The sequence below is a fragment of the Paenibacillus sp. FSL P2-0173 genome (assembly GCF_038008045.1).
GTDB classification, from domain to species: domain Bacteria; phylum Bacillota; class Bacilli; order Paenibacillales; family Paenibacillaceae; genus Paenibacillus; species Paenibacillus polymyxa_B.
This window is the reverse complement of record NZ_JBBOYK010000002.1, coordinates 23,584-46,466: the sequence shown is the minus strand read 5'-3', so window position 1 is coordinate 46,466 and position 22,883 is coordinate 23,584. Positions and strand designations below refer to the sequence as shown.

Here is a 22,883-nt window from a genome sequence, read left to right as displayed (position 1 = left end):
GTCATGTTATTGGCCTCATTGGAACAGGTCACATTTGGCTACGGAGACGTTCCTAACTTGGTGGATGCCAATGTTGAAATTTTTTCGGGAGAATTTGTAGCTATTACCGGACCGAATGGTGCTTCCAAATCAACCATGCTCAAACTGTTGCTCGGCTTGCTTCAGCCTTGGAAGGGCAAGGTGTTCATGTCTAACCGTACAGGTGAAGGCAAAAAGCTCGTTGTCGGCTTTGTATCCCAACAAATTGCTGCATTCAATGGCGGATTCCCAAGTACGATCCTGGAATTTGTCCGTTCAGGAAGATATACTCATGGCTCTTGGTTGCGCCGTATGCGGCCTGAGGATCATGATCTGACTGAGCAGGCGCTGCGTCAGGTAGGCATGTGGGATTTGCGTCACCGTAAAATCGGAGAATTGTCGGGTGGACAGAAGCAACGTATTTGTGTGGCAAGAGCACTCGCTCAGGAATCGGATCTGCTCATTTTGGATGAGCCCACGACCGGAATGGATCAGGAAAGCCGCCATCATTTCTACGATCTGATGAATCAGCAGGTTAAGGAATATGGAAGAACTGTGGTCATGGTGACCCATGGACTATCGGAAGTGCAACATTATCTGGATCGAATTATTGAGCTTGAGAGGAAGGAAGATGGCGGATGGAAATGCTGCACTACGACTTCATGCAGCGGGCATTTTGTGCCGGTGGGGTAATTGCACTGCTGGCCTCGGTGCTTGGAGTTTATCTGATGCTACGGCGTCAGGCTCTCATGGCGGACATGCTATCGCATGTATCGCTGGCAGGGGTGGCAGCGGGTGCCTATTTAGGCATTAACCCAACGATAACTGGATTTATTGTTGCCGTAATCGGCGCGATTATCGTTGAATACGTCCGCAGGTCTTATAAAACATATAGTGAGATATCTGTGGCTATTATTATGGTAGGTGGCCTCTCGACGGCCGTTATTTTAATGAATCTGAATCAGAGCATCAACAAAGGGTTTTCCGCTTATTTGTTCGGTTCGGTAGTAGCGGTCAATCAGACAGAACTGATGTTGATGATTGTAGTGGCTGTGATCGGAGGTATTTTCTTTTTTGTATTCCGGCGTCCATTGTATCAGATTACCTTTGATGAAGAAACGGCGAAGACTAATGGTCTTCCTGTCAAGTCCATCTCATTTGCATTTAGTATTTTAACAGGGATGATTGTAGCTGCTGCAATGCCGATTGTCGGTGTGCTGCTTGTCTCCTCACTCATCGTGCTCCCTGCGGCGCTGGCGATTCGAATCGCACCGAGCTTCGCGGCAGCCATCTGGATATCTATGATCACTGCATTGATCGGCGTATTTATGGGTTTAACGGCGTCGTATGAACTTAGTACACCCCCAGGGGGGACAATTGCCATGGTGCTGTTATTATTCCTGATCGTAGGAGCTGGTATTCAAAAGCTGGTCCGTAAGCTGGGCAAGCAGCAGGCTTCCCGACGGAAGAATGCGACAGGCCAGTGAGTGTAATTACAGTGAGAGTGACTAAAAACTAACACATAAAGGAGTAATGAATATGAATACATGGTTCAAAAAATCATTTGTATTGTCTGCGGGACTAGCACTTATTTTGTCTGGCTGCGGAGCCAAATCTGATAATACAGCTACAAATGCTTCCCAAACCGAGCCGAATGCGGCACAAACAGCAGACAAGCTGAATGTGGTCACCACTTTTTATCCAATGTATGAATTTACCAAGCAAGTTGCTGGAGACCATGCTAACGTAACCGCGTTGATTCCTGCCGGTGCTGAGCCGCATGACTGGGAACCAAGCGCCAAAGATATGGCACAGGTTAAGGATGCTGACGTATTTGTTTATAACGGTATCGTCGAAGGTTGGGCAGAACAGGCTTTGAGCAGCGCGTCCAACGATAAGCGTGTTGTAGTTGAAGCGAGCAAAGGGTTGAACCTGATGGAAGGCACTGCTGAGGAGGAAGAAGGAGAAGAAGCACACGCAGAGGAAGGCCATGATCATGATCATGTGCTGGACCCTCATGTATGGCTTAACCCAGTCTTGGCCCAAAAAGAAGTAGAGTCCATTGAAGCAGGGCTTGTGGCAGCCGATCCGGCAAACAAAGCTGATTATGAGAAAAACGCTGATGCTTATATCGCCAAGCTGAAGGATCTGGATAACGAGTTCAAAACAGGTCTGAAAGATGTAAAACGTAAAGACTTTATTACGCAGCATGCTGCTTTTGGTTATTTGGCTAAGCAATATGGTCTGACCCAAGTACCTATTGCCGGATTATCTCCAGAGCAAGAGCCTACACCGGACAAGCTGGCGGGTATTATCAAATTTGCTAAAGAAAATAATGTTAAAACGATTTTCTTCGAAACTCTTGTTGATCCGAAGGTCGCTGAGACCGTAGCTACTGAAATCGGTTCAAAAACCGATGTACTGAATCCGCTCGAAGGATTGACGGATGAAGACAAACAGAAGAACCTGGATTACCTTGGTGTGATGAAAAACAATCTGGAGGCTTTGAAAAAAGCTCTGAATGAATAAGGAATTCTTAAACGAATAAGTTTAAAAACTGACGTCGGAATGATACCGGCGTCAGTTTTTTTATAACTATCTAAGAAGATTGTACTTTCTGGGCTAGTGCTCTAGATACAGTAGATATATAGTCCTTTGTAATTTGCTTTTCAGAAATGATTTACGTCATTGTGAAACGTTTTTTTGAAAACTAATTCTGTAGTAGCTAGTTTCAAATTTCTTTTATAATTCATTGGTAGCGTTTTTATTTTTACAGATTCTTTCTATTAATATTACTAGTTTATTCACCGATATTGAAGTTTGGGCGTGCATATCATTTGACAACGGATTGGAGAGGTTAATTTGGCAACAGTTATAGTAGTGGATGACTCTTTATTTATGCGTTCTGTGCTTAAGGATATTCTTTTGGATTTAGGTCACGCTGTTATTGCGGAAGCAGAAAATGGGTATGATGCTGTTTTGAAATACGCACACTTTCGTCCCGATTTAATCACCATGGATATTAATATGCCTAAGATGGACGGACTTGAGGCTGTTAAAAAGATTGTAGAGCTTGATCCTCAAGCTAACATTTTAATGTGTTCTGCTTTGGGGCAGCAGGAAGCGATTATAAAAGCATTTCAGGCAGGTGCAAAAGACTTTATTGTTAAACCATTTGAGATGGAAAGGGTCGTGAATGCCGTCACAAAAATGTTGGGGAGTTAAGGAATCAAGATTTTTAATACATAAATATTGAACATGTTAAAGCGAGAATTCCATGCTTATTTTCACGAATATGGAGATGAATAGGATGAGCAATCGAGTGTTGTCTCAAAAAGTATTTATAGACGAACTGATCGCTACGATCAAGAATGGAGGGCTTGTCCCTGTAAATTATGAACACCTCGTCAGCGAACAAAGGGAAAGAATGGATGCTCTTAACAATGAACTTACCCTTCGTATTGAGGGATTAGAGACCGATTTGATCTCTGCTTCGACACATTCCATTCCTTTTGCCAATGGCGAAATTATGTTTCTTGCTCGCTATATTGTACTCATTGGGGATCATACCGAGGGATATTTTGTGTTCTATCGAGCAGAAGACTGTGAAAGTCCAGAGGAATATCAGTTTTTAACAAGCTCTTATCAACTTCCGCATTTATTACTTGAATTATCTCTTTCTTTAAAAGAACATGGTACTAATGAGCCGCTTGATATTCTGACTTATTGGAATGGCCCTGTCTATCCGCTGAAAGATTTGAATAAAGAAGATATTAAGCTATCCACCTATGAATTTTAAAGTGAGGAGATGGGATTAGGGGCATCGAGGTTTGGTAATTACTTATACAAAGGAGTTGAAAAATCAATGATTAGTAAAGTCGGTCAAATTATGTTGTATGTAAATAACCAGGATGAGGCACTGGATTTTTGGACAAAAAAAGTAGGATTTAAAGTAATTTCTGAAGAAAATAATGGTCAAGGAATGAGATGGATTGAAATTGCTCCTGCAAAGGGTGCAGAAACAAGCATTATTCTCCACAATAAGGAATTCGTTGCTAAAATGTCACCTGAATTAAATCTCGGTACACCTTCTTTAATGTTTTTTTCGGAAAATCTTGATCAATTATATGACGACTTATCAAATAAAAATGTCAAAGTTGGAGAAATTGTAACTATGCCTTTCGGAAGAGTGTTTAACTTTGCAGATAATGAAGAAAATTACTTTGCTGTAAGGGAACGAACTAAATAATAAATTTTTGTAGAAGTTAAATTTTTAAGTTCAGATTACATTGTTACGAAATCCCTTGAGAGAGTCAAATCCCTCAAGGGATTTTTTTACATTGATAATCAAACGCATGTTCGCATATAATACAAACAAACGTTCTGATAAGGAGTGAAGGATCATGTTGGAAAAATACGTGGGGCAGATCGTGGAAATCGTGTATTTGGATCGGAAGGGCAAACTGTCTCATCGGCGTATCGAGGTGCATCGTGTGCAGAATGGCTTGATACGAGCCACCTGTTTACAGACAGGCCAGCCACGTGTTTTTCGATTAGATCATGTATTGGCATGGCATCCGGTAACCAGAACAGCATAGGAGGGGCTTACGATGGGGAAAAAGCTTGAAGGAAATGGCATATGGGAAAGCTCGCGCATGATTTTGCCTGAGCATCGGGAGGCATATTTAAGACTGATGAAGGAGCAAGGAAGGCGCGGCAAGCCAGCACTGGACGATCAGGAAATGCAGCAGATTGAACAGGCCATTATCGTATCCTATAACGAACGTAAGCCTATTACGCTAAAAGTGTTCAATCCATTTGATGATGAGGAGCTGCGTGGACTGGTCACGGTGATTAACACAAGTCGGCGAGAGGTGAAGCTATCCCGTGGGGAAGAGGATTTTAGCTGGATAAAGTTGGAGGAAATTATCGAGGCGGATATATAAAAACAGTCTGACTAAGTCGGAGTGTTTTTTACATTTGTCCCGCCGTTTTTTAAAATTAAGATTGTAGCTCTATGAATCCATATTTAAAATAAAACTGTAATTGCAAAAGGAGGAGTTCAATATGAAAATAAGTAAAAATAATGCTGAACATTATATATGGGGAGATCAATGTGATGGTTGGCGCTTGGTGAAAAATAATGATTTGAGCATTATTCATGAGCGGATGCCTGGAAATACACATGAGGTGAGACATTATCATCATCATGCGCGCCAATTTTTCTTTATTTTATCAGGTAAAGCGGTACTTGAAGTGGATGGTGAACGAATCCAATTAGGATCTCAGGAAGGATGTGAGGTTCCTCCTATGGCGCCTCATCAAATGTTTAATGAAACGAATCAGGATGTTGAATTTTTGGTTATTTCTCAGCCTGCGAGCAGAGGTGACCGGGTTCTGGCCGAAAAATAATATTTTGGAGCAGACATGTTCCAGCGAAGGTTGACAAGTCTTTTTTAGTACCGTATAGTGCTAAATATGATGAAAAAAAATAAAATCACGAATCGGGATGTTGTTCTGCGCATCGCCACCTCATTGTTTCTTACCCAAGGATATCATGCAACAAGTATGGATGAAATTGTGGCTGTGAGCAATGTGTCCAAAACCAACATTTACTATTATTTTAAAAGTAAAGAAGAGCTACTTTCAGCCATTCTGGATCAACTGATTCAAACGTATAATGAGATGATTTATGAAGTTGTTTCGCGTAAGGATCAGTCTGTTCAGGAACGTTTTGAAATCCTTCTTCAATTGCTGACAGAGCAAGAGACAGATTGTTTGGGAGGCTGTCCCTTTATTACTCTTTATACGCAAATGCCTCAAGATAGCGCCTTGTTTCGGAATAAAATAAGCCAGTTCTTCCAAAGCCAAATCACTACCGTAGAAATATTGCTGAACGAGGGAAGGGAAAGATTAGAGATTCAGGCTGAACTTCCTGCGAGGTCGACGGCCCAATTCATCGTCTCGGCCATTGAAGGTGCGCTCTTTCTGCAGCATGCAAGCCAGGACCCGAGCATACTCGAAAATTTAAAATTTACTTTAGCACTTCTGCTAAAGTGATTTTTTTAATCTTTATTAGTACTACGAAGTACTAAAAATTAAAAAAGGCAGGTTTCGTATATGGCACATATCTTTATCACGGGCGGCACAGGGTTTATCGGCATGCATACGTTACGACAACTTTCAAAGGCGGAACACACTATTACCGTCCTGGTTCGTTCGCAGCAGAAGTGGGAACAAATATGCAGGCAAATGGATTTGGAGACAGCATGGCATATCGGGAAATTAACACCGGTTATTGGCAATTTGAGTATACCTGCTCTAGGATTAAATCCTGTTGACAGGCAACTCGTGGAGACAGCAGATGTGATAATTCACGCAGGAGGCCCGATGGATATTCTGCTGGGAGAGGAGGATGCGAGAGCAGCTTTTCTACAAGCGGCAGAAGAAATGATAACGTTGGCTACACATATTCATGCGAGCAAAGGGTTACGACATTTTATTCATTTGGTTGGGTATAAAAGCCCTTTTAATGATCATAACTGGATTACTCCCGAGCCCGTCATCGCTCATTTGGAACAGGCGCCTCCATATGAAAGGATGAAATTTTTGGCTGATTTGCGTATTCGTCAAGGAGCACACAAGGAAGGATTTCCGCTTTCGGTTGTCCATTTGAGCGTTGTCATGGGTGACTCAGAGTCTGGGGATACGCCCCAAACTGGTGGGCTAGGCATTCTCGTAGGTTCTACAGCGCGCAAGCTTATGGGACTTGTCCCCGGCGGAAAATCTCATTGGCTTCCCTTGGTCCATGTAGATCATGCAGCCGAATTGATCAGTGTTCTTACGAAGGAATCACATCCTTCTAGTGAAACATACTACTTGATGGATGACAGGCAGCAGAGTCCAACGATGATAGAGCTGGGAACGAATATGGCGAAGGAGCTTCGTGTCTGTAAACCGCTCGGTTCGATCTCGCCAGCTTGGCTAACCAGTATATTGGGTACTCCTCTGGGCCAAAAGTTAGGTATTCCGAAGGAATCACTCGATTTTATCGTGGATGTGGACTACCCACTGGATGCAGCACGAGAGATTCAACGTAAATACGGGTTGTCACAGGCAACGAACAAAAGCATGTTCCCATTTGTCATTACTGATCTTGATTTCAGGATTGCTCATTCCACCATAGATACAGATGGATATGTCCGCAACAGACGTGGGCCATTAGCTACCCTGGAGCGAAGGGTGAAGAATGGAAATCCAACGATCGTATTAGTTCACGGTACTTTCAGCGGGGCAGATTGTTTGATACCGCTGGCAAATCAATTTCCGGAATCCTCTGTTTGCTTGGTGGATCTTCCCGGTTTTGGCCGTTCCCCATACCATCATAAGGAGGATGTACTAGAAGGCCACATTGAATCGTTAGTGCAGGCTATTCAGGCTTTGGAAACGCCAATCTGCCTTGTAGGTCATTCGTTCGGCGGACTACTAGCTGCTAAGGCATGGGAACGCGTACCTGAGCGTATCAGTAGCTTACACCTATTGCAGCCTGTATTGCATACTGCTCCGCGCAGATATCGGAGCGCACGAATTACGGAGAGTATGCTAGGCAGACTCAGCGAGTCAGGCTTACGCAAGCAATTACTTGCGCAGACTTGTTTTGAAAGTATCGACGATATCCCGCCAGCATACATCACGTATGTTCTTGAAGAAATGCGTTCCCCACGCGTAAGAAAGACGACTGCGCAAGCCCTAGCCATGCTAACCAAGTCCGATAGCTTCCGGTCGGTCCCTGAGATACCCGAAAGAATGGATAAAGAGGAGGTTTCGATTCTATGGGGTGTGAAGGATCAGATCTATAAGTTGCCCGAGCCATTTCATGCCCTGCATACGCTGAATATTCCGGCAGCCCATCATTTTCCGATCTCGCAACCGGAACGAACAGCCCAATATCTAAAGCAGCACATACGACAGAATAACGTTAGTGTATAAAAATAAAACCAGCCTAGCACATATAAATCAAGTGCCGACTGGTTTTTTATCAATAAATGTCCTTAGCATCTGCTGGGAGAGCTTTTACGTGATGGAGATAGTTCGTAACACGTTGATCGTCCAGAGTCGGATATTCGTAACCATAATGGTTCGCTACTTCCAAGGCAACTTCTCTAAATAAATTTCCCATGATAAAAAGAGACTGCCACATATGTTCATAATCTGCATCCGCAAACGTTTGGATGTAGAGTGCCCAAAGTCCAGGTTCAAGGTGGTTCTCAAAATATTTTCCCTGTTTACCCGGGTCTGCCGCGAAGTCTGTTCGTATACCAATATGCCATTCCAGCATCAAGTGAAACGCATCTCTCACAGGCCGATCCAGCATAAATTTGGCATAGGGCAGTTCCTGTCGCCATAATCCTTTAGCCACATAGGTACTGACCCACCAGAACTCGTTGCAGGAATTCGCATAGACTTGGGCAGTTGGAGGTATCGTCTTATAATCTTGAAGACTTGGCGGTGGGAAAGGCTCCACAAGTCTGTCTTTATCCAGCAGCAGTACACTTAAGCTGTCTCGGGTGCAATTGGCGATATTATTCGCAGGGTAGAGTGTAAGATCTATGCGATTGCCGTCCGTAAATAACATGAGAAAAGCAAAGCGATCACGGGGCATCGGAGCAGGTTCCATATGCTCATCGGGCGTCTGCATAATGATCAATTCACCAAAATGGTTGATCCAGCGACGTTCCTGAATAAAGCTGTCCATGGAGGATACGAGAAAGACGATATCATAATCCTGAAAAATGTCCCGTGAAGCATGTGGATTGGCGCGTGAACCATTCAGAATCACGGCACGTACCCGTTCGTCCTCTTGAGCAAAATGGAGAATGGTATGAAGCATTTCATGTTCACTTCTCATAATAGTTGTCTCCACAAGCGATATCTAAAGGAGAAAAACGTGGACAAGGGAGCAATAGAAATAATAGCCACTAGCTCAAGGAGCATCATGGAAAACAACCTCCTGTAAGTTCTTTTATCTGGGAAAAGTCTCCTATCCTTACAATAGCCTATACACAGAAGCCATTCAATTGTGCTGCCGAGGCCTTCTTCATTACCAGAAGTACACTTGACCGAATTGTATGTTTTATCCATAATGAAGCGAGGCATCAAGTACAGACCATCTTAGAGCCTAATCCTCTAATACGTTTAAAGGAGTGATGATGTTTGAATACGAACAAACAAATCAAAAAGCTTATGAGAGGTTTATGTATTTAAATGAATAAGAAAGAATCTCTCATAGGCTTATGGGAGGCAAATCGGACAGATGTGTGCTCATCACATGATTCAAGGAATAGAACTCGCGGAATCTTATTTTTATAAGGCATTCGGTCTTTTTATTACAATGAAGCATCACATATCGATTCAAGGTGTTATTAGCGGCACCACACCGGGTAGAATTTTTTTATCTAATAATGGGGATACCGCTGTATTGAGCAACCCCCAAGGCATTTTTCTGGGAGGAAGTCCGGACAATAAAGCCTTTTTAAAAGAAATCAACATGTTGCTTCAAGAAATCCTATTACCTCAACTGGCATCCAAAGGAGAATTAGACTACGTGCTATATTACCCGGCAGATGAGAAGTGGGAAGCTGCTCTTGAAACCGTGATGAAGGATTTACGGCCTATGAAGAGTGGACGAATGACGTTTACTCAGCATTTGGACGGTATAGCTAACCCGCTTGGAGAGGATATCGTAGCAATAGATCGTGAACTATTAAAGCAGCGGCATCTGACCGTAATTGTAGAGGTGCTGAGTTTTAAGACTTGGTACCTACCGCAAGCATATGCGGGCTCATACCGATTACGGATTCCTGCTCTTCAACCTGCCGTGATATATCCAGCAAGCGGCTGCGATGGGAAGGAAGCACCCACTTTTCCTCAAATCCGGGTGCAATCCAGACGGGTCCTTCCACGCCCAGTACACGAGGCTTCGGCAATCCAGCCGCCTGCCAGTCTGCGCGCAAGGCATCCGGTGTATGGAAGTAGGGGCGTGTGAGAAAAGAGGGATAAGCAGCAGGGCGCACATGCTGACCATCTGTTAGCTCCTGTCTGACCATATCCATGAACGCATCTTCCTCCACAATAGTATTGCACTCACCGTACACCGATAGCCCCCACAGTAGCGAGCCAAACCTGGAAATAGCTGAAGTAATCAGCGTTCCACCTTTTTTTAAGACACGCGCTGCTTCTTGCAGTGCTTTTACTCGTTCCTTCTGTTCCGTTAAATGATATAAAGGTCCCATCAATAGCACGATGTCCGCGCTTTCATCTTTACGATCAAGATTTCTGGCATCCGCGGTTTCCAGCTTGCTGATGATGGGTTTATTCAGTTGCTGCTGACGAGCGAATTCAATGGCTTGGGAAGATAGATCAAATAGATGAACTTCGTATCCCAGCTCCGCCAGCCACGAAGAGTAGACCCCTACACCGCCGCCGATATCGTAAATAACATGAGTAGACTCCCTGAGATAACGTGAAATGATTTCTTTTGATCTTTCCAGTTCTATTTTTCCTATGCCTCGCTCTAACCTGCCTATTTCTGCACCGCCATCATAATAAGCTAGAATTTCATGCGTATCTTTCGAGCATAGCGCACCTCATCTCAAGTGATTGGAATAATATAACATTATCACTTACATCATGAACAAGTCTACCGTGTTTAGGATTAAGAAACCATCGGAAGCATTGGGAAAGAAAAAAGCTGTTCCCCAGTAGCTAAACCTACTTTTTGGGAACAGCCATATTTAAATGATGTTTGTTTCCAGCATGCCCTCGAGATCTTCTTTGGTAAGATGGTAGTGTGCGTTACAAAAGTGGCAATGAGCTTCAGCCTGTCCATCGGTATGGATCATATCTTCTATTTCCTTACTCCCTAAGCTGATAATGGCATTGGTAACGCGCTCTTCTGAGCAGGGACAATGAAATTGTACAGGCATGGTTTCCAGTATGTTTATGTTGCTTTCTCCTAAAATCTGACCCAGAATCTGCTCTGGTGTAAGACCTTCCATGACCATTGCGGAGATGCTTGGAATGCTCTCAATACGTCTCTCGATAAAACTGATAACCTCTTCTGGTGTATCTGGCATCAGCTGAATAATAAAACCTCCAGCCGCCTGTATAGAGTTATCTGGGTTAACAATAACTCCCGCTCCCACAGAAGAAGGAATTTGTTCGGATTGGACGAGATAAGATGTGAAGTCCTCGCCCAGTTCACCCGATATGAGAGGGACCTGTCCAACAAACGGGTGTTTTAAGCCGATATCTTTGGATACAATTAGCGCTCCATCTGTTCCTACAGCTCTGGCGACATCCAATTTCCCTATCTGATTAAGCTCAAAATGGGTTTGTGGATTTTTTACATAACCTCTAACTTCACCTTTGGAGTTGGTATCGACAAGAATGGTGCCGATAGGTCCGCCACCGTTGATTCTGATCGTCAGTTTATCCTCATCCTTAAGCATGGCTCCCAGCATGACGCCGACCGTCATAGAACGTCCCAATGCAGCCGATGCTGTGGGCCAGGTATAATGACGCCGTTGGGCTTCACTTACCGTTTCCGTTGTTCTCACGGCATAAGCCCGTACCTGATTGTTGTAGGCAAGAGCTTTTACTAAATAATCGTTCATGTTCATATTCCTTTCTGTTAATTAGAGTTCTTTACAAGACCATTTTTTCCTGAATCCAGTTCTCTAAAGAAGTAATTTTGTCATCATATCCTTCTTTAAAAAAGTCAGCGGATAGTGACGCGATGGTTTCTCTTTTCAGAACTGCCTTCCAGGAGGCTTCCGCTTCTTCCATCAAATTTGCCAGTAAACAACACTCATCGTCTTTCTTTAATTCAAGCATTTCGTTGTATATACCACTGGAAGAATAAAGGGTTTGTTGTCCCTCAATCGCTAGATAAATATCAAATACCCGTATATCCTCAGGTTTTTTCTTTAATTTGAACCCGCCCTTGACACCAGGTACAGAAGTAATCAAATCGGAGCTAACCAATTTTCGTAACAGTTTATGAAAATAAGTAGGTGAAGCACCTAACTGCTGGCTGATGGCCTCCCCAGGTAAAACGGCTTTGTCCGGCAGCATCGTGAGTAGAAGAAGAGCGTAGACAGATTGTTCGACACCTGTTTTCATATGCACTAGCAATCACCTCAATATTTATAACCAGGCTAACGTGGATAAATATTATCCACATATATTGCATAATAGATGAGCTTATTATAAAAGTAAACTGTTTTTTGATAAAAACTAAAAATTTAAATCATTTGCAATTCATAACGGAACACATTATCATAATTGACGTATCAATTGATGGGTCAAAGAATTAAGGCGTTGAGGGAAATATGTAAAATAATATTTTGACAGGGGGTTTATATATAATGACTACGCGTAACGTTGCACTATCTATATTAGATCTTGCACCCGTCATTGAAGGCGGCACTCCTGCCGATTCCTTCCGCGATACGGTGGATCTTGCCCAGCATGCTGAACAATGGGGGTACCATCGGTACTGGCTAACGGAGCATCATAATATGCAGGCGGTCGCTAGTGCGGCTACGTCCGTGATCATCGGGCATGTAGCTGCACATACAAACAAGATTCGGGTCGGTTCAGGCGGTATCATGCTGGCTAACCATGCTCCACTCATGATTGCAGAGCAGTTTGGAACCCTAGAGTCGCTCTATCCGGGACGAATTGATCTGGGACTTGGCCGGGCTCCAGGCACGGATCAACCCGCGATGAGGGCACTGCGGCGAGGGCTTCACAGTACTGGGGAAGATTTCCCCGAGCAATTGAATGAGCTGCGTTCTTACCTGAATCCAGCGCTAAACGGAGCCGTTCCGGGAGTAAGAGCGATTCCTGGAGAGGGGCTGGACATTCCCATCTGGTTACTGGGATCAAGCGGATTCAGCGCACAGCTGGCAGGTCAGCTTGGGTTGCCGTTCGCGTTCGCCAGCCACTTTGCCCCGGCTCATTTGCTACAGGCTTTAGAGTTGTATCATCGCAATTTTCGGCCATCCAAAGCACTGGATAAGCCATATGTGATGGTCGGTGTTAATGTGCTTGTTGCAGATTCTGATGAGGAAGCAAAATGGCTCTTTACTTCACAAGAACAGCAGTTTCTAAATGTGCTGCGCGGGCACAGCGGAGGACTGAAGCCACCAGTGGATGACATGGAAAAGCTTTGGAGTGAGCACGAGAAGGAGATGGTTCGTGGTAATATGCTGGGGTATTCAGCCATCGGCAGTCCTGACACCGTCAAGCAAAAGATGGATTTGATAATCGACCAGACGAGAGCCAATGAGCTGATTACAACCTCTCAGGTATATGACCATCAAGCGCGCCTGCGCTCGTACGAGCTGCTAGCCAAAGTGATGCGTATAGTTGGGTAATTAGATGAGTTAAACAAATGAGGCTGTGCCAGAAAGGTTCTTATAACCGATTCTGACATGGCCTTTATTTTCTGCGTGGAAATGATCGTTTTACAATGAATATATCCGTTTTATAGATGGGTAAAAATTAAAATTTATTTTTGATTATTTTTGTATTACTTATTTTCAAATTAAAACAAAAGTGTTATAGTCTCCATAAACAAAGAATAACCACTGTAATAAAGCCTTTCAAAACTAAAACTAAACTTGGAGGTCTTTTTCCTATGGTACAAAGTCTGTGGATTTCTTCACAAGCATCTGAGCAGAAAAGCACGCTGGAACAGCTCGTATACCGTTCTAACCTGATTGGCACAGATAGGAGTGTGTGCAACTGGGGAGGCGGCAACACTTCGGCCAAAACGATGATACAAGATTTTCGTGGGCGTGAAGTAGAAGTGATGTACGTTAAGGGCAGCGGTTCCGATCTCGCAACAATGAAAGCGCATAACTTCACAGGGCTTCGTATGGAGGATATTCGTCCTTTATTTGAAAGGGAAGATATGTCTGACGAGGATATGGTCGCATATTTGGCGAACTGTATGATAGATGCCAAGCATCCACGGGCTTCAATTGAGACGCTATTGCATGCTTTTCTGCCTTTTAGACATGTGGATCATACACACCCGGACGCGATTATTAGCTTGTGCTGTGCGCACAACGGCAAGGAAATCGCTAAGGAAATTTTCGGTGACCGTTTTGTATGGGTGCCTTATATCCGTCCTGGCTTTAAGCTATCGAAAATGATTGCCCAAGGTGTACTCGATCATCCACAAGCTGAATTGGTATTGATGGAAAAGCATGGTCTGGTTACGTGGGGAGAGACATCCGAAGCGGCTTATGCGAAAACAATCGAAATCATTCAAGAAGCAGAAAGCTATATTAGAGCTCGTCAAGAGGAAAAGCAGGCATTTGGAGGCACAAAATATAAAGCGCTTACTTATAAAGAACGCCGTAGCATTGCATCCCAGGTCATGCCATCCGTCCGTGGTGCAGTCAGTGATGAGAAAAAGATGATCCTCACCTTTGATGACGCGGAGGATGTGTTGGAGTTTGTGAACGGCCGGGATTCTGCTGCTTTATCCCAGGTCGGGGCTGCGTGCCCGGATCATCTGGTCCATACCAAGATGAAGCCACTCTATGTAGATTGGACACCGGATGTGGAGGATGTAGAGGGCTTGAAAGTTAAGCTTGCCGAGGGTATAGCAGCCTATAAGGAGCAGTATCAAGCTTATTTCGAGCGCAATCGGCATGAGGGAGATGTTATGTTTGAGGCTACGCCACGTGTAATTTTGATTCCGGGTATTGGTATGATCAACACAGGAAAAAGCTGGAGCAACGCGCAGGTAAGCGGCGCCTTGTATCATCGTGCTATTGCTGTCATGCGAGGAGCAACGGCGTTAGGAGAATTTGTTTCACTCAGCGAGAACGAGTCATATAACGTGGAATATTGGCCGCTGGAGCTTTATAAGCTGTCACTCGCGCCAGCAGAAGCTGAATTTTCCCGTAAAATTGCGTTCATTACAGGCGGTGCAGGCGGAATTGGCAGTGCAACCGCACGTCGTTTGGTGGATGAAGGCGCACATGTCGTACTGGCAGATCTGAATCTGGAAGGCGCGCAAAAGGTAGCCGCAGAGATAAATAGTAGCTACGGAGAACATCGTGCCATCGCCGTAAAAATGGATGTGACGCAGGAGGAGCAAATTCAGGCTGCCTATGCAGAAACGGCATTGACCTATGGCGGTGTAGATACCATCGTCAACAATGCAGGCCTTGCTACATCCAGTCCGTTCGATGAAACATCGTTAAAGGAATGGAATTTAAATGTGAATGTGCTGGGAACGGGTTATTTTCTGGTTGCACGAGAAGCGTTCAAGCTCATGAAGGAGCAGACACTTGGCGGCAGCATGGTGTTCGTCGGCTCCAAAAACTCGGTCTACGCAGGAAAAAATGTAACAGCCTACAGCTCGGTCAAGGCGCTGGAAGCGCATTTAGCCCGTTGTATTGCCGCAGAAGGCGGTGAATATGGTATCCGTGTGAACACCATTTTGCCGGATGCCATTCTGCAAGGCTCGGCAATCTGGAACTCCAATTGGCGCAACGAGCGCGCTGCCGCCTACGGGATTGAGCCCGACCAGCTGGAGGAACATTACCGCAAACGGACGACGCTGCTGGTCAACATTTACCCGCAGGATATCGCCGAGGGCATTGCCTTTTTCGCCTCATCCAAGGCAGAGAAAACGACAGGTTGTATGCTGACCATCGACGGTGGCGTTCCCGCAGCATTTACACGCTAGCCGAATTAAAATGAACCTATGTAAGCGATAGACTCATTTCAACGGCTCAACACTTAGGTATTATAATGAACTAATTTAATGTACTAATCTATTTCACTAAACCAAGCCACATGACGATAGTTTCGAAGGGCTTATACACACTAACACTTTAAAAATAGAAGTGACTTTATGGGTGGTCAGCAGCAGAGCGGGCGGAATTGTTCTGAAGAAACGATGTGTTCGCCTTTGCAACGGGATTTTAACCTTATCATGTGTTATAAAATGAAAAATCCCGTTGCAACAGCGATCGGAAGAACAATCCGCACGCGAAGCGGCCTCCCGTAACTCACTTCATTTTCCAAGGAGGAACCACGATGAGTGACAAAGCGTACGCCTTATTCGAGGAGCAACAGCAACAACGGGGCATTGACCTGGAGCAAGTAAAGGCAAAGCTGAAAGCGCTTAGCATAGAAACACCATCCTGGGGATATGGTGACTCGGGTACACGATTTAAAGTCTTTCAGAAAACAGGCGTGCCGCGTGACCCGTTCGAAAAGTTGGAGGATGCCGCGCAAGTTCATGCCGTGACAGGCCTATGTCCATCCGTTGCGATCCACATTCCGTGGGATACAGTAGACAATTACGGCAAGCTTCGCAGTCATGCCGAAAGCTTGGGACTACAGATTGGGGCCGTGAATCCCAATCTGTTTCAAGACGAGGACTACATGCTCGGCAGTGTCACCAATGTAGACCCGGCCATCCGCCGCAAGGCCATCAACCATTTGCTGGAATGCGTGGATATTGCGAAGGAAACGGGCTCTAACGATTTTAGCTTATGGTTCGCAGATGGAACGAATTATCCCGGTCAGGGAGACATTCGCAAACGGAAAAATTGGATGCTGGAAGCGCTCAGTGAAATGTATAAGGCGCTTACTCCTGACATGCGCATGTTGATTGAATACAAGGCGTTCGAGCCAGCCTTTTATCATACGGATATTGCCGATTGGGGTATGGCGTACAATTTCGCAACCAAGCTGGGGCCGCAGGCACAGGTGCTGGTGGATACAGGGCATCATCTGCCGGGAGCCAACGTGGAGCATATTGTCGCGTTTCTAATTGATGAGAAGCGATTAGGTGGTTTTCATTTTAATAGCTACAAATATGCGGATGATGATCTGATCGTGGGCTCCGCGAATCCGTATGAACTGTTCTTGATTTTTTATCAGATTTTGAATGCGGCTCAGGATGTGGATGCGGATATTCGCCATACCGTCGATAAAATTGCTTATTTGATCGACCAATCGCACAATATTGAACCCAAAATTCCGGCGATGATTCGCTCGGTGCTGAATGTGCAGACTCAATATGCGAAGGCACTTCTGATCAATCATGCAGAGGTGGAGGAAGCGGCGAGTCGCCAGGATGTGCTGGGTGCGGAGGATGCCGTGCGCCAAGCGTTTGAGTTCGATGTGGCACCATTGCTCAGAGCGATCCGTGAAGAGCAAGGGTTACCGGCAGACCCGATGAAAGCCTATTTAGCGTCTGAGTATGGCACGCAGATTTTGCAAAGAGGCAAGGGTGGTGCAAGCTGGTGAGCATCCTCGCTTATGATTTGGGGGCAAGCAGCGGCAGGGTTCTACTCGGAGAATTGACAGATTCACGTATAGTGGTGGAGGAAATTCATCGCTTTTCGAATGATCCGGTCAAGGTTGGGGAGCGTCTGCACTGGGATCTGTTGCGTCTGTATCACGAGGTTCAGCAAGGATTGCTCAAAGCCAAGCATATGGGAGTGAATCCGTCCAGTCTTGCGATTGACTCCTGGGCGGTCGATTTTGGATTAATTGGGGAAACCGGAGAATTGCTGGGGAACCCTTATCATTATCGGGATTGGCACACCCACGGGGTGATGGAAGAAATACAGAGACGGCTGGGAAAAGACTCCATTTTTCAGCGTACAGGCATTCAGTTTTTGACGTTTAACACGATTTATCAGCTGGCTGCTATGCGAAATGCGAGTTCACCGTTGCTGGAGCAGGCAAAGCATTTCTTGATGATTCCAGATCTGCTGCGGTATTTTCTGACAGGTGAAATGTACAATGAGTTTTCGAATGCGACTAGCACGCAATTATATAATCCGTTGCAGCAAAAATGGGATGATGAGCTTTTGTCTGGAATCAATATTCCCCGTTCCTGGTTTGGTGAGGTACTGGAGCCAGGAAATGTTGCAGGAACTATCCGCTCGTCGGTCATGACCGATCTGGGTATTGGGGCGATTCCTGTAATTGCAGTAGCAGAGCACGATACGGGATCTGCTGTGGCTGCCGTGCCTGCGCTGGAGCACTCGTTTGCGTACTTGAGCTGCGGAACATGGTCCCTGATGGGAACGGAAACGGCACAGCCTGTAATCAATGACGATACGCTTCGTTTTAATTTTACGAACGAAGGTGGGGTCGGTCGAACTTACAGGCTGCTTAAAAACATTATGGGCTTGTGGATTTTACAGGAGGCGCGCAGAGAATGGGAGCGGCAGGGATACTCCTATTCCTTCCCCGAACTGGTTCATATGGCAGAACAGGCTCCAGCATTCACTTCTTTGATTGACCCGGACGATGAACTGTTTCTGCACGCCGGGGATATGAAAACACGTATTCGCCAATATTGCCGCAACACCGGGCAGCCATTGCCCGAGACGCCGGGAGAAATCACGCGCTGTGTTTTGGAGAGTCTGGCGTTAAAGTACCGTTACATTTTGGAGCTTACGGAGCAGGTGTCAGGACAACGGTTTAATGGTTTGCATATGGTCGGAGGAGGGATTCAAAATCGCTTGCTGTGCCAATGGACAGCTAATTCGATTCAAAAACCAGTGTGGGCGGGACCTGCAGAAGCGAGCGCAATCGGCAATCTTGCGGTACAATGGATGACACAGGGAAAGTTCGCCGATATATGGGAAGCACGCCGGGTCATCGCGGATTCTATTTCCGTGGAGGAATATGAACCTGCCGAGTCAGAAGCGTGGGAGGATGCCTACGGGCAATTCCGGCGGGTGGCGGGACTTTTTGTACATTAAAGATGTGGAGTGAGATTGCCATGCTGGTCGCAGAAAGATATGAGATGATTGTGCAGCTCGTTAATGAAAAAGGAAGCATACGGGTGTCCGAATTGAGTGAGTTGTGCAAAGTAACGGAGGAAACGATCCGCCGTGATCTGGACCGCCTGGAGCAGGCGGGACGACTGCGCCGTTCGCATGGGGGAGCGGTCAGTGTCAAAAACGAGCAGCCTGAAACGCCCTATGCGGTACGGGAAATTATGAACGCAGAGGAAAAGCGTAGGATTGCCGAGGAAGCGGTCAAGCAGATTCAGCCGAATGATCGTATTTTGCTGGATGCCAGCACAACCGCCTGGTATATGGCGTCAAGTTTACCGGATATTCCTTTGACAATATTAACAAATTCAATTCGGGTAGCTACAGAGCTGGCGGGTAAGGAAAAAATCGAGGTCATTTCGACAGGGGGGCAGTTGCTTCAACGCTCGTTGTCATTTGTAGGCCCGCTCGCAGAGCGTTCACTAGAAACCTATTATGTGGATAAATTGTTTTTCTCCAGCCAGGGGGTTCATCTGGATCGCGGTATTAGCGAATCAAATGAACTGCAAGCTCGTTTGAAGCAGAAAATGGTCAGCATTGCAGACCGTGTGATTTTACTGGCGGATGCGAGCAAATTTGGGCAACAGGCGTTTACGCACGTCGTGAACCTGTCGCAGGTATCCGAGATTATTACGGATTCGCGGTTGTCGGACCCGATTCGCAGTCAACTTGCGGAGCTGGCTATTCCAGTTACGGTTGTGTGAAGCGGGGAGTTTCCAAGGTGAAGGCCGCTTTGCGTTTCATTTGGTCTTACGATCGCTATTGCAGTGGGATTCTTTGATGATGTAAAAAAGTTATAAGTGAGAATCCCACTGCAAGCTTCTAAAGTATCACTTCCCCCGGATTTTTAGCATTGAGTAAAGAATCTGGGGGCAACAGCGATGGGAAGCACCATCTGACTGCGCAGCGGCACTCTAGGTAACCTTTCAGTTATAAAGTAATAGCTATTCCATGGACGGAAGGGTGTTCCGTATGAAGGTATCTTTATTTATTACCTGCCTAAGTGATGCGATTTATCCCAAGGTAGGGGAAGCGATGGCACGCTTGCTTGTCAGATATGGTGTTCAGCTGGATTTTCCGAAGATACAGACATGCTGCGGACAGCCATCCTATAACAGCGGCTATTGGGATGAAACGAGGGTTGCGGCTAAAACGATTTTGAAAGCGTTTAACGACAGCGATTTTGTCGTATCTCCTTCCGGCTCTTGCACATATATGATTCATCATTACCCGGAGTTGTTTAAGGATGAACCCGAATGGCTCGATTCGGCACGGAGGCTGGAGCAAAAGACGTATGAGTTTACGCAATTTATGGTGCAGGTGCTTGGCGTGACCGATGTGGGCGCGTCTTTTCCGCATACGGTAACCTACCATCCGTCTTGCCATGGCACACGTTTGCTCGGCGTGAAGGAGGAACCGATGAAGCTGCTTGGCAGTGTAAAGGGGCTGCAATTAGTACCACTTCCCTTTGCTGAGGACTGCTGTGGCTTTGGCGGGACTTTCGCGGTGAAAATGCCGGATATTTCGGGAGCGATGGTGACTGAAAAAGTGGACCACATCAGGGAGACCGAAGCCGAGGTACTGGTCGGACTAGATATGGCCTGCTTGATGAACATTGCCGGAAATCTTCGGTATCGGGAGGAGCCAGTTCGGGTGATGCATCTGGCTGAGCTGCTGTACGAAGGGGTGAAGCACGCATGACCGCCGTACACTCACATTCCATGAACCAAAAGGTCAAAAAATGCGCAGAGCTGGCCCTAAATGATGATTTTCTGCGGAATGCAGTTCGTTTCACTACGGAGCGGCTGCGTAACGGCAAGCGGGTGGCTTCAGAGCAGCACGGAAATTGGGAGGAATGGCGTGAACGGGGCCGTCAAATTCGTCTGCATACCATTGCCCATCTGGACTATTACTTAAATCTATTTGTAGAAAATGCCCGTGCCAACGGGGTGCATATTCATTTTGCCGACACAGCAGCCGATGCCGTACGTATTACACTGGATATTGCTGCACATAGCCAAGCCCGCTCCGTCGTCAAATCCAAGTCGATGGTGTCGGAGGAGCTGCATTTGAATCAGGCACTGGAAGGGGCGGATATCGAGACGATTGAAAGTGACCTCGGTGAATATATTATTCAACTGGCAGGAGAGCCCCCGTCTCATATCGTCATTCCGGCGATTCACAAAAACCGCTATCAGATTGCCGAGCTGTTATCCAAAGAAGCAGGGGAGAAATTGTCCGCGGATACGACGATTTTGGCGGGCTTTGTCCGCAAAAAGCTGCGTGAGAAGTTTCTAGAAGCGGATATTGGCATGACCGGGTGTAATTTTGCCATCGCCGAGACAGGCTCCATGGTCCTGTTTGAAAATGAAGGCAACGCACGAATGGTATCCACTTTGCCCAAAACGCAAATTACGCTGATGGGCATGGAACGGATTATTCCATCCTGGACGGATTTGGAGGTGATGGCTACATTACTGCCACGATCCGCTACTGGACAGAAGCTGACCATGTACATGTCTGGTATTTCAGGCCCTCGGCGCAGCCAAGATGCCGATGGGCCTGACGAAATGCACATCATCATCGTAGATAACGGACGTTCACTACAGCTAGGCAATCCCGAGTTTCAAGAGTTGCTGAATTGCATTCGCTGTGGGGCTTGCCTGAATGCCTGTCCGGTGTACCGACACATTGGCGGGCACGCGTACGGCGGGACATATAGTGGCCCTATCGGTGCAGTGCTTACGCCTGCCCTTCATGGCAACATCGAAGAGTGGAACGATATTGCGAGTGCGTCCAGTCTGTGTGGTGCGTGTTATGAAGCCTGTCCGGTCAAAATACCGCTGCATGATATGCTGGTATATTTGCGTAGACGTAAGGTAGAGGCGGGACAAGGAGATAAGCTGGAAACAGTAGGAATGAAAGGTTTTGCGACTGTGGTTTCCAGCTCGAAGCGATTCGCAGCGGCGATTCGGCTAGGGCAGATTGCCCAGAAAGCGGTCGTTCGTAAGGGCAAAATTACCCTAAAGCTGGGCCCCCTAAAGGGATGGAATACGTACCGTGTGGCTCCCTCTTTGGCGAAAAAATCCTTCCGTCAGCAATGGAACACGCTGGAGCATAAGCTGGAGCAGGAACGCAACGTGATGCAGCCGGATGTTCTGAGCCGAATGGAGAAGATTTTGGCAGATAGAAGTAAAGGAGGGATGCAGCATGAGTGAACAGAGTAATCCTTCTGCGCAAGCAAAAGCGGCCCATGAAACGTGGCTTCATCAAATGGAAGCAGAATCCCGTGCCAAGCAGGTACGCTTTATGGACGGCATCGCGAAGCGGCTCAAGCGTCCACGACAAACGGAGCCGCCAGTTCAGCCGTTTCGCGGGGCACCTGCATTTTGGCACGAATTCGAATGGAGCACGGAGCAGCGCATCGAGGAGTTCACCGCCAACTTTACAAGTGTTGGCGGGCATGTCGTGCGTCTGCCGGATTTGGAGCAGACCGCAGACTGGATCGCGCACAAAGCGCGAGAGCTGGGAGCGGCCTATATCGTCCGGCAGAATGAGCCGGACCTGGATGCGCTCCAGCTGGAATCGGTGCTGCCGGAAGTCCGTTTAACGGTGTGGAACACCGATCCAGTCGAGGATTGGAAGGCCCGCGCCGCTGAGGCGGATATTGGCATCGTCATCGCCGACGAAGCGGCTGCTTACACCGGTTCGGTAGCGGTGTTATCCTCGCCGGAGAAAGGCCGTGCAGTCAGCCTTTTGCCAACTGCACTGATCATTCTTCTGCCAGTAGAGCGCTTGCGAACACGACTGGGCGAAATTCTAAACCGCTTTGACAAAGCCGGGCGTGAGCAATTGCCCGCAGGCATTCATTTTATTACTGGACCGAGCCGCTCGTCGGATATTGAAAATGATCTGACGATCGGTGTACACGGGCCGGGTATCGTCTATACACTGTTGATTGGTTAGTTT

Annotated in this window: 23 protein-coding genes; 19 read left to right on the top strand and 4 right to left on the bottom strand. The window is 46.4% G+C overall.

The genetic code is table 11. From position 1 onward, the window contains the following. Positions 1-3: 3 nt before the first annotated feature. The 11 genes from MKX30_RS10425 (at position 4) to MKX30_RS10375 (ending at position 8,007) form a co-directional block, all read left to right on the top strand. On the top strand, positions 4-711 hold the full coding sequence (locus MKX30_RS10425; RefSeq protein WP_023988404.1) for a metal ABC transporter ATP-binding protein: 708 nt from the start codon (positions 4-6) through the stop codon (positions 709-711). Further along, complete coding sequence (locus tag MKX30_RS10420) at positions 657-1,505, top strand: metal ABC transporter permease (RefSeq protein WP_028542348.1); 849 nt, start codon at positions 657-659, stop codon at positions 1,503-1,505. The genes MKX30_RS10425 and MKX30_RS10420 overlap by 55 nt, the downstream gene beginning before the upstream one ends. A gap of 52 nt (positions 1,506-1,557) precedes the next feature. After that, positions 1,558-2,547 (top strand): metal ABC transporter substrate-binding protein, encoded by a 990-nt coding sequence (locus MKX30_RS10415; protein ID WP_069079665.1) that lies wholly within the window; start codon positions 1,558-1,560, stop codon positions 2,545-2,547. Between the two features lie 333 nt (positions 2,548-2,880). Then, positions 2,881-3,243, top strand: a complete 363-nt coding sequence (locus MKX30_RS10410) for a response regulator (protein WP_023988407.1) — start codon at positions 2,881-2,883, stop codon at positions 3,241-3,243. An 85-nt stretch (positions 3,244-3,328) separates the two neighbouring features. Continuing rightward, complete coding sequence (locus MKX30_RS10405; protein ID WP_023988408.1) at positions 3,329-3,817, top strand: hypothetical protein; 489 nt, start codon at positions 3,329-3,331, stop codon at positions 3,815-3,817. Between the two features lie 66 nt (positions 3,818-3,883). Further along, entirely contained in the window at positions 3,884-4,267 is a 384-nt protein-coding gene (locus MKX30_RS10400; protein WP_023988409.1) for a VOC family protein, read from the top strand. Between the two features lie 154 nt (positions 4,268-4,421). Further along, a complete protein-coding gene (locus tag MKX30_RS10395) occupies positions 4,422-4,616 on the top strand; it encodes a hypothetical protein (protein WP_013310131.1) in 195 nt (64 codons plus the stop codon). Positions 4,617-4,628: 12 nt separating this feature from the next. Continuing rightward, positions 4,629-4,964, top strand: a complete 336-nt coding sequence (locus MKX30_RS10390; protein WP_013310132.1) for a YolD-like family protein — start codon at positions 4,629-4,631, stop codon at positions 4,962-4,964. Between the two features lie 121 nt (positions 4,965-5,085). Beyond that, positions 5,086-5,430 carry a cupin domain-containing protein gene (locus MKX30_RS10385; RefSeq protein ID WP_023988410.1) on the top strand — a complete coding sequence of 115 codons (345 nt, stop codon included), beginning with the start codon at positions 5,086-5,088 and terminating at the stop codon, positions 5,428-5,430. 66 nt (positions 5,431-5,496) lie between these two features. Then, positions 5,497-6,078, top strand: coding sequence for a TetR/AcrR family transcriptional regulator (locus tag MKX30_RS10380; protein WP_226887689.1), 582 nt, complete (start codon positions 5,497-5,499; stop codon positions 6,076-6,078). A gap of 60 nt (positions 6,079-6,138) precedes the next feature. Then, complete coding sequence (locus MKX30_RS10375; protein WP_341062811.1) at positions 6,139-8,007, top strand: alpha/beta fold hydrolase; 1,869 nt, start codon at positions 6,139-6,141, stop codon at positions 8,005-8,007. 49 nt (positions 8,008-8,056) lie between these two features. Here MKX30_RS10375 and MKX30_RS10370 read toward each other — a convergent pair whose 3' ends face one another. From MKX30_RS10370 to MKX30_RS10355, 4 genes are all read right to left on the bottom strand, one after another. Continuing rightward, the gene (locus tag MKX30_RS10370) at positions 8,057-8,926 is read right to left on the bottom strand and encodes an aminoglycoside 6-adenylyltransferase (RefSeq protein WP_069079667.1); all 870 of its coding nucleotides are present in this window, start codon (positions 8,924-8,926) and stop codon (positions 8,057-8,059) included. An 898-nt stretch (positions 8,927-9,824) separates the two neighbouring features. Then, the gene (locus MKX30_RS10365; protein WP_341063001.1) at positions 9,825-10,547 is read right to left on the bottom strand and encodes a class I SAM-dependent methyltransferase; all 723 of its coding nucleotides are present in this window, start codon (positions 10,545-10,547) and stop codon (positions 9,825-9,827) included. A 264-nt stretch (positions 10,548-10,811) separates the two neighbouring features. Beyond that, positions 10,812-11,693: an Hsp33 family molecular chaperone HslO gene (gene hslO / locus MKX30_RS10360; RefSeq protein ID WP_341062810.1), complete on the bottom strand. Its 882-nt coding sequence runs from the start codon at positions 11,691-11,693 to the stop codon at positions 10,812-10,814. Positions 11,694-11,724: 31 nt separating this feature from the next. Continuing rightward, positions 11,725-12,201 (bottom strand): Rrf2 family transcriptional regulator, encoded by a 477-nt coding sequence (locus MKX30_RS10355; protein ID WP_081327414.1) that lies wholly within the window; start codon positions 12,199-12,201, stop codon positions 11,725-11,727. Between the two features lie 245 nt (positions 12,202-12,446). Between MKX30_RS10355 and MKX30_RS10350 the strand changes: the two genes are divergently transcribed. The 8 genes from MKX30_RS10350 (at position 12,447) to MKX30_RS10315 (ending at position 22,880) form a co-directional block, all read left to right on the top strand. Continuing rightward, positions 12,447-13,460 carry an LLM class flavin-dependent oxidoreductase gene (locus MKX30_RS10350; protein WP_075154139.1) on the top strand — a complete coding sequence of 338 codons (1,014 nt, stop codon included), beginning with the start codon at positions 12,447-12,449 and terminating at the stop codon, positions 13,458-13,460. 263 nt (positions 13,461-13,723) lie between these two features. Further along, positions 13,724-15,793 (top strand): bifunctional aldolase/short-chain dehydrogenase, encoded by a 2,070-nt coding sequence (locus MKX30_RS10345; protein ID WP_341062809.1) that lies wholly within the window; start codon positions 13,724-13,726, stop codon positions 15,791-15,793. A 353-nt stretch (positions 15,794-16,146) separates the two neighbouring features. Then, entirely contained in the window at positions 16,147-17,367 is a 1,221-nt protein-coding gene (rhaI, locus tag MKX30_RS10340) for an L-rhamnose isomerase (protein ID WP_025724216.1), read from the top strand. Beyond that, on the top strand, positions 17,364-18,839 hold the full coding sequence (rhaB, locus tag MKX30_RS10335) for a rhamnulokinase (RefSeq protein ID WP_028542338.1): 1,476 nt from the start codon (positions 17,364-17,366) through the stop codon (positions 18,837-18,839). Before rhaI ends, rhaB begins: the two co-directional genes overlap by 4 nt. 20 nt (positions 18,840-18,859) lie before the next feature. Then, on the top strand, positions 18,860-19,618 hold the full coding sequence (locus MKX30_RS10330) for a DeoR/GlpR family DNA-binding transcription regulator (protein ID WP_023988422.1): 759 nt from the start codon (positions 18,860-18,862) through the stop codon (positions 19,616-19,618). A 268-nt stretch (positions 19,619-19,886) separates the two neighbouring features. Beyond that, positions 19,887-20,615, top strand: a complete 729-nt coding sequence (locus MKX30_RS10325; protein WP_025724218.1) for a (Fe-S)-binding protein — start codon at positions 19,887-19,889, stop codon at positions 20,613-20,615. After that, positions 20,612-22,132, top strand: coding sequence for a LutB/LldF family L-lactate oxidation iron-sulfur protein (locus tag MKX30_RS10320; RefSeq protein ID WP_341062808.1), 1,521 nt, complete (start codon positions 20,612-20,614; stop codon positions 22,130-22,132). The genes MKX30_RS10325 and MKX30_RS10320 overlap by 4 nt, the downstream gene beginning before the upstream one ends. Beyond that, positions 22,125-22,880 carry a LutC/YkgG family protein gene (locus tag MKX30_RS10315; protein ID WP_075154143.1) on the top strand — a complete coding sequence of 252 codons (756 nt, stop codon included), beginning with the start codon at positions 22,125-22,127 and terminating at the stop codon, positions 22,878-22,880. Before MKX30_RS10320 ends, MKX30_RS10315 begins: the two co-directional genes overlap by 8 nt. The last annotated feature ends 3 nt before the right edge of the window (positions 22,881-22,883 follow it).

What these genes read in the sequence shown, in the direction of transcription:
- MKX30_RS10385 (WP_023988410.1), top strand. Translation starts at nt 5,086, where the DNA reads ATGAAAATAAGTAAAAATAATGCTGAACATTATATATGGGGAGATCAA.
- MKX30_RS10395 (WP_013310131.1), top strand. Translation starts at nt 4,422, where the DNA reads ATGTTGGAAAAATACGTGGGGCAGATCGTGGAAATCGTGTATTTGGAT.
- MKX30_RS10345 (WP_341062809.1), top strand. Translation starts at nt 13,724, where the DNA reads ATGGTACAAAGTCTGTGGATTTCTTCACAAGCATCTGAGCAGAAAAGC.
- MKX30_RS10415 (WP_069079665.1), top strand. Translation starts at nt 1,558, where the DNA reads ATGAATACATGGTTCAAAAAATCATTTGTATTGTCTGCGGGACTAGCA.
- hslO (WP_341062810.1), bottom strand. Translation starts at nt 11,693, where the DNA reads ATGAACGATTATTTAGTAAAAGCTCTTGCCTACAACAATCAGGTACGG.
- MKX30_RS10330 (WP_023988422.1), top strand. Translation starts at nt 18,860, where the DNA reads ATGCTGGTCGCAGAAAGATATGAGATGATTGTGCAGCTCGTTAATGAA.
- MKX30_RS10425 (WP_023988404.1), top strand. Translation starts at nt 4, where the DNA reads ATGTTATTGGCCTCATTGGAACAGGTCACATTTGGCTACGGAGACGTT.
- rhaI (WP_025724216.1), top strand. Translation starts at nt 16,147, where the DNA reads ATGAGTGACAAAGCGTACGCCTTATTCGAGGAGCAACAGCAACAACGG.
- MKX30_RS10375 (WP_341062811.1), top strand. Translation starts at nt 6,139, where the DNA reads ATGGCACATATCTTTATCACGGGCGGCACAGGGTTTATCGGCATGCAT.
- MKX30_RS10380 (WP_226887689.1), top strand. Translation starts at nt 5,497, where the DNA reads ATGATGAAAAAAAATAAAATCACGAATCGGGATGTTGTTCTGCGCATC.
- MKX30_RS10405 (WP_023988408.1), top strand. Translation starts at nt 3,329, where the DNA reads ATGAGCAATCGAGTGTTGTCTCAAAAAGTATTTATAGACGAACTGATC.
- MKX30_RS10390 (WP_013310132.1), top strand. Translation starts at nt 4,629, where the DNA reads ATGGGGAAAAAGCTTGAAGGAAATGGCATATGGGAAAGCTCGCGCATG.
- MKX30_RS10320 (WP_341062808.1), top strand. Translation starts at nt 20,612, where the DNA reads ATGACCGCCGTACACTCACATTCCATGAACCAAAAGGTCAAAAAATGC.
- MKX30_RS10355 (WP_081327414.1), bottom strand. Translation starts at nt 12,201, where the DNA reads ATGAAAACAGGTGTCGAACAATCTGTCTACGCTCTTCTTCTACTCACG.
- MKX30_RS10315 (WP_075154143.1), top strand. Translation starts at nt 22,125, where the DNA reads ATGAGTGAACAGAGTAATCCTTCTGCGCAAGCAAAAGCGGCCCATGAA.
- MKX30_RS10400 (WP_023988409.1), top strand. Translation starts at nt 3,884, where the DNA reads ATGATTAGTAAAGTCGGTCAAATTATGTTGTATGTAAATAACCAGGAT.
- MKX30_RS10350 (WP_075154139.1), top strand. Translation starts at nt 12,447, where the DNA reads ATGACTACGCGTAACGTTGCACTATCTATATTAGATCTTGCACCCGTC.
- MKX30_RS10420 (WP_028542348.1), top strand. Translation starts at nt 657, where the DNA reads ATGGAAATGCTGCACTACGACTTCATGCAGCGGGCATTTTGTGCCGGT.
- MKX30_RS10325 (WP_025724218.1), top strand. Translation starts at nt 19,887, where the DNA reads ATGAAGGTATCTTTATTTATTACCTGCCTAAGTGATGCGATTTATCCC.
- MKX30_RS10370 (WP_069079667.1), bottom strand. Translation starts at nt 8,926, where the DNA reads ATGAGAAGTGAACATGAAATGCTTCATACCATTCTCCATTTTGCTCAA.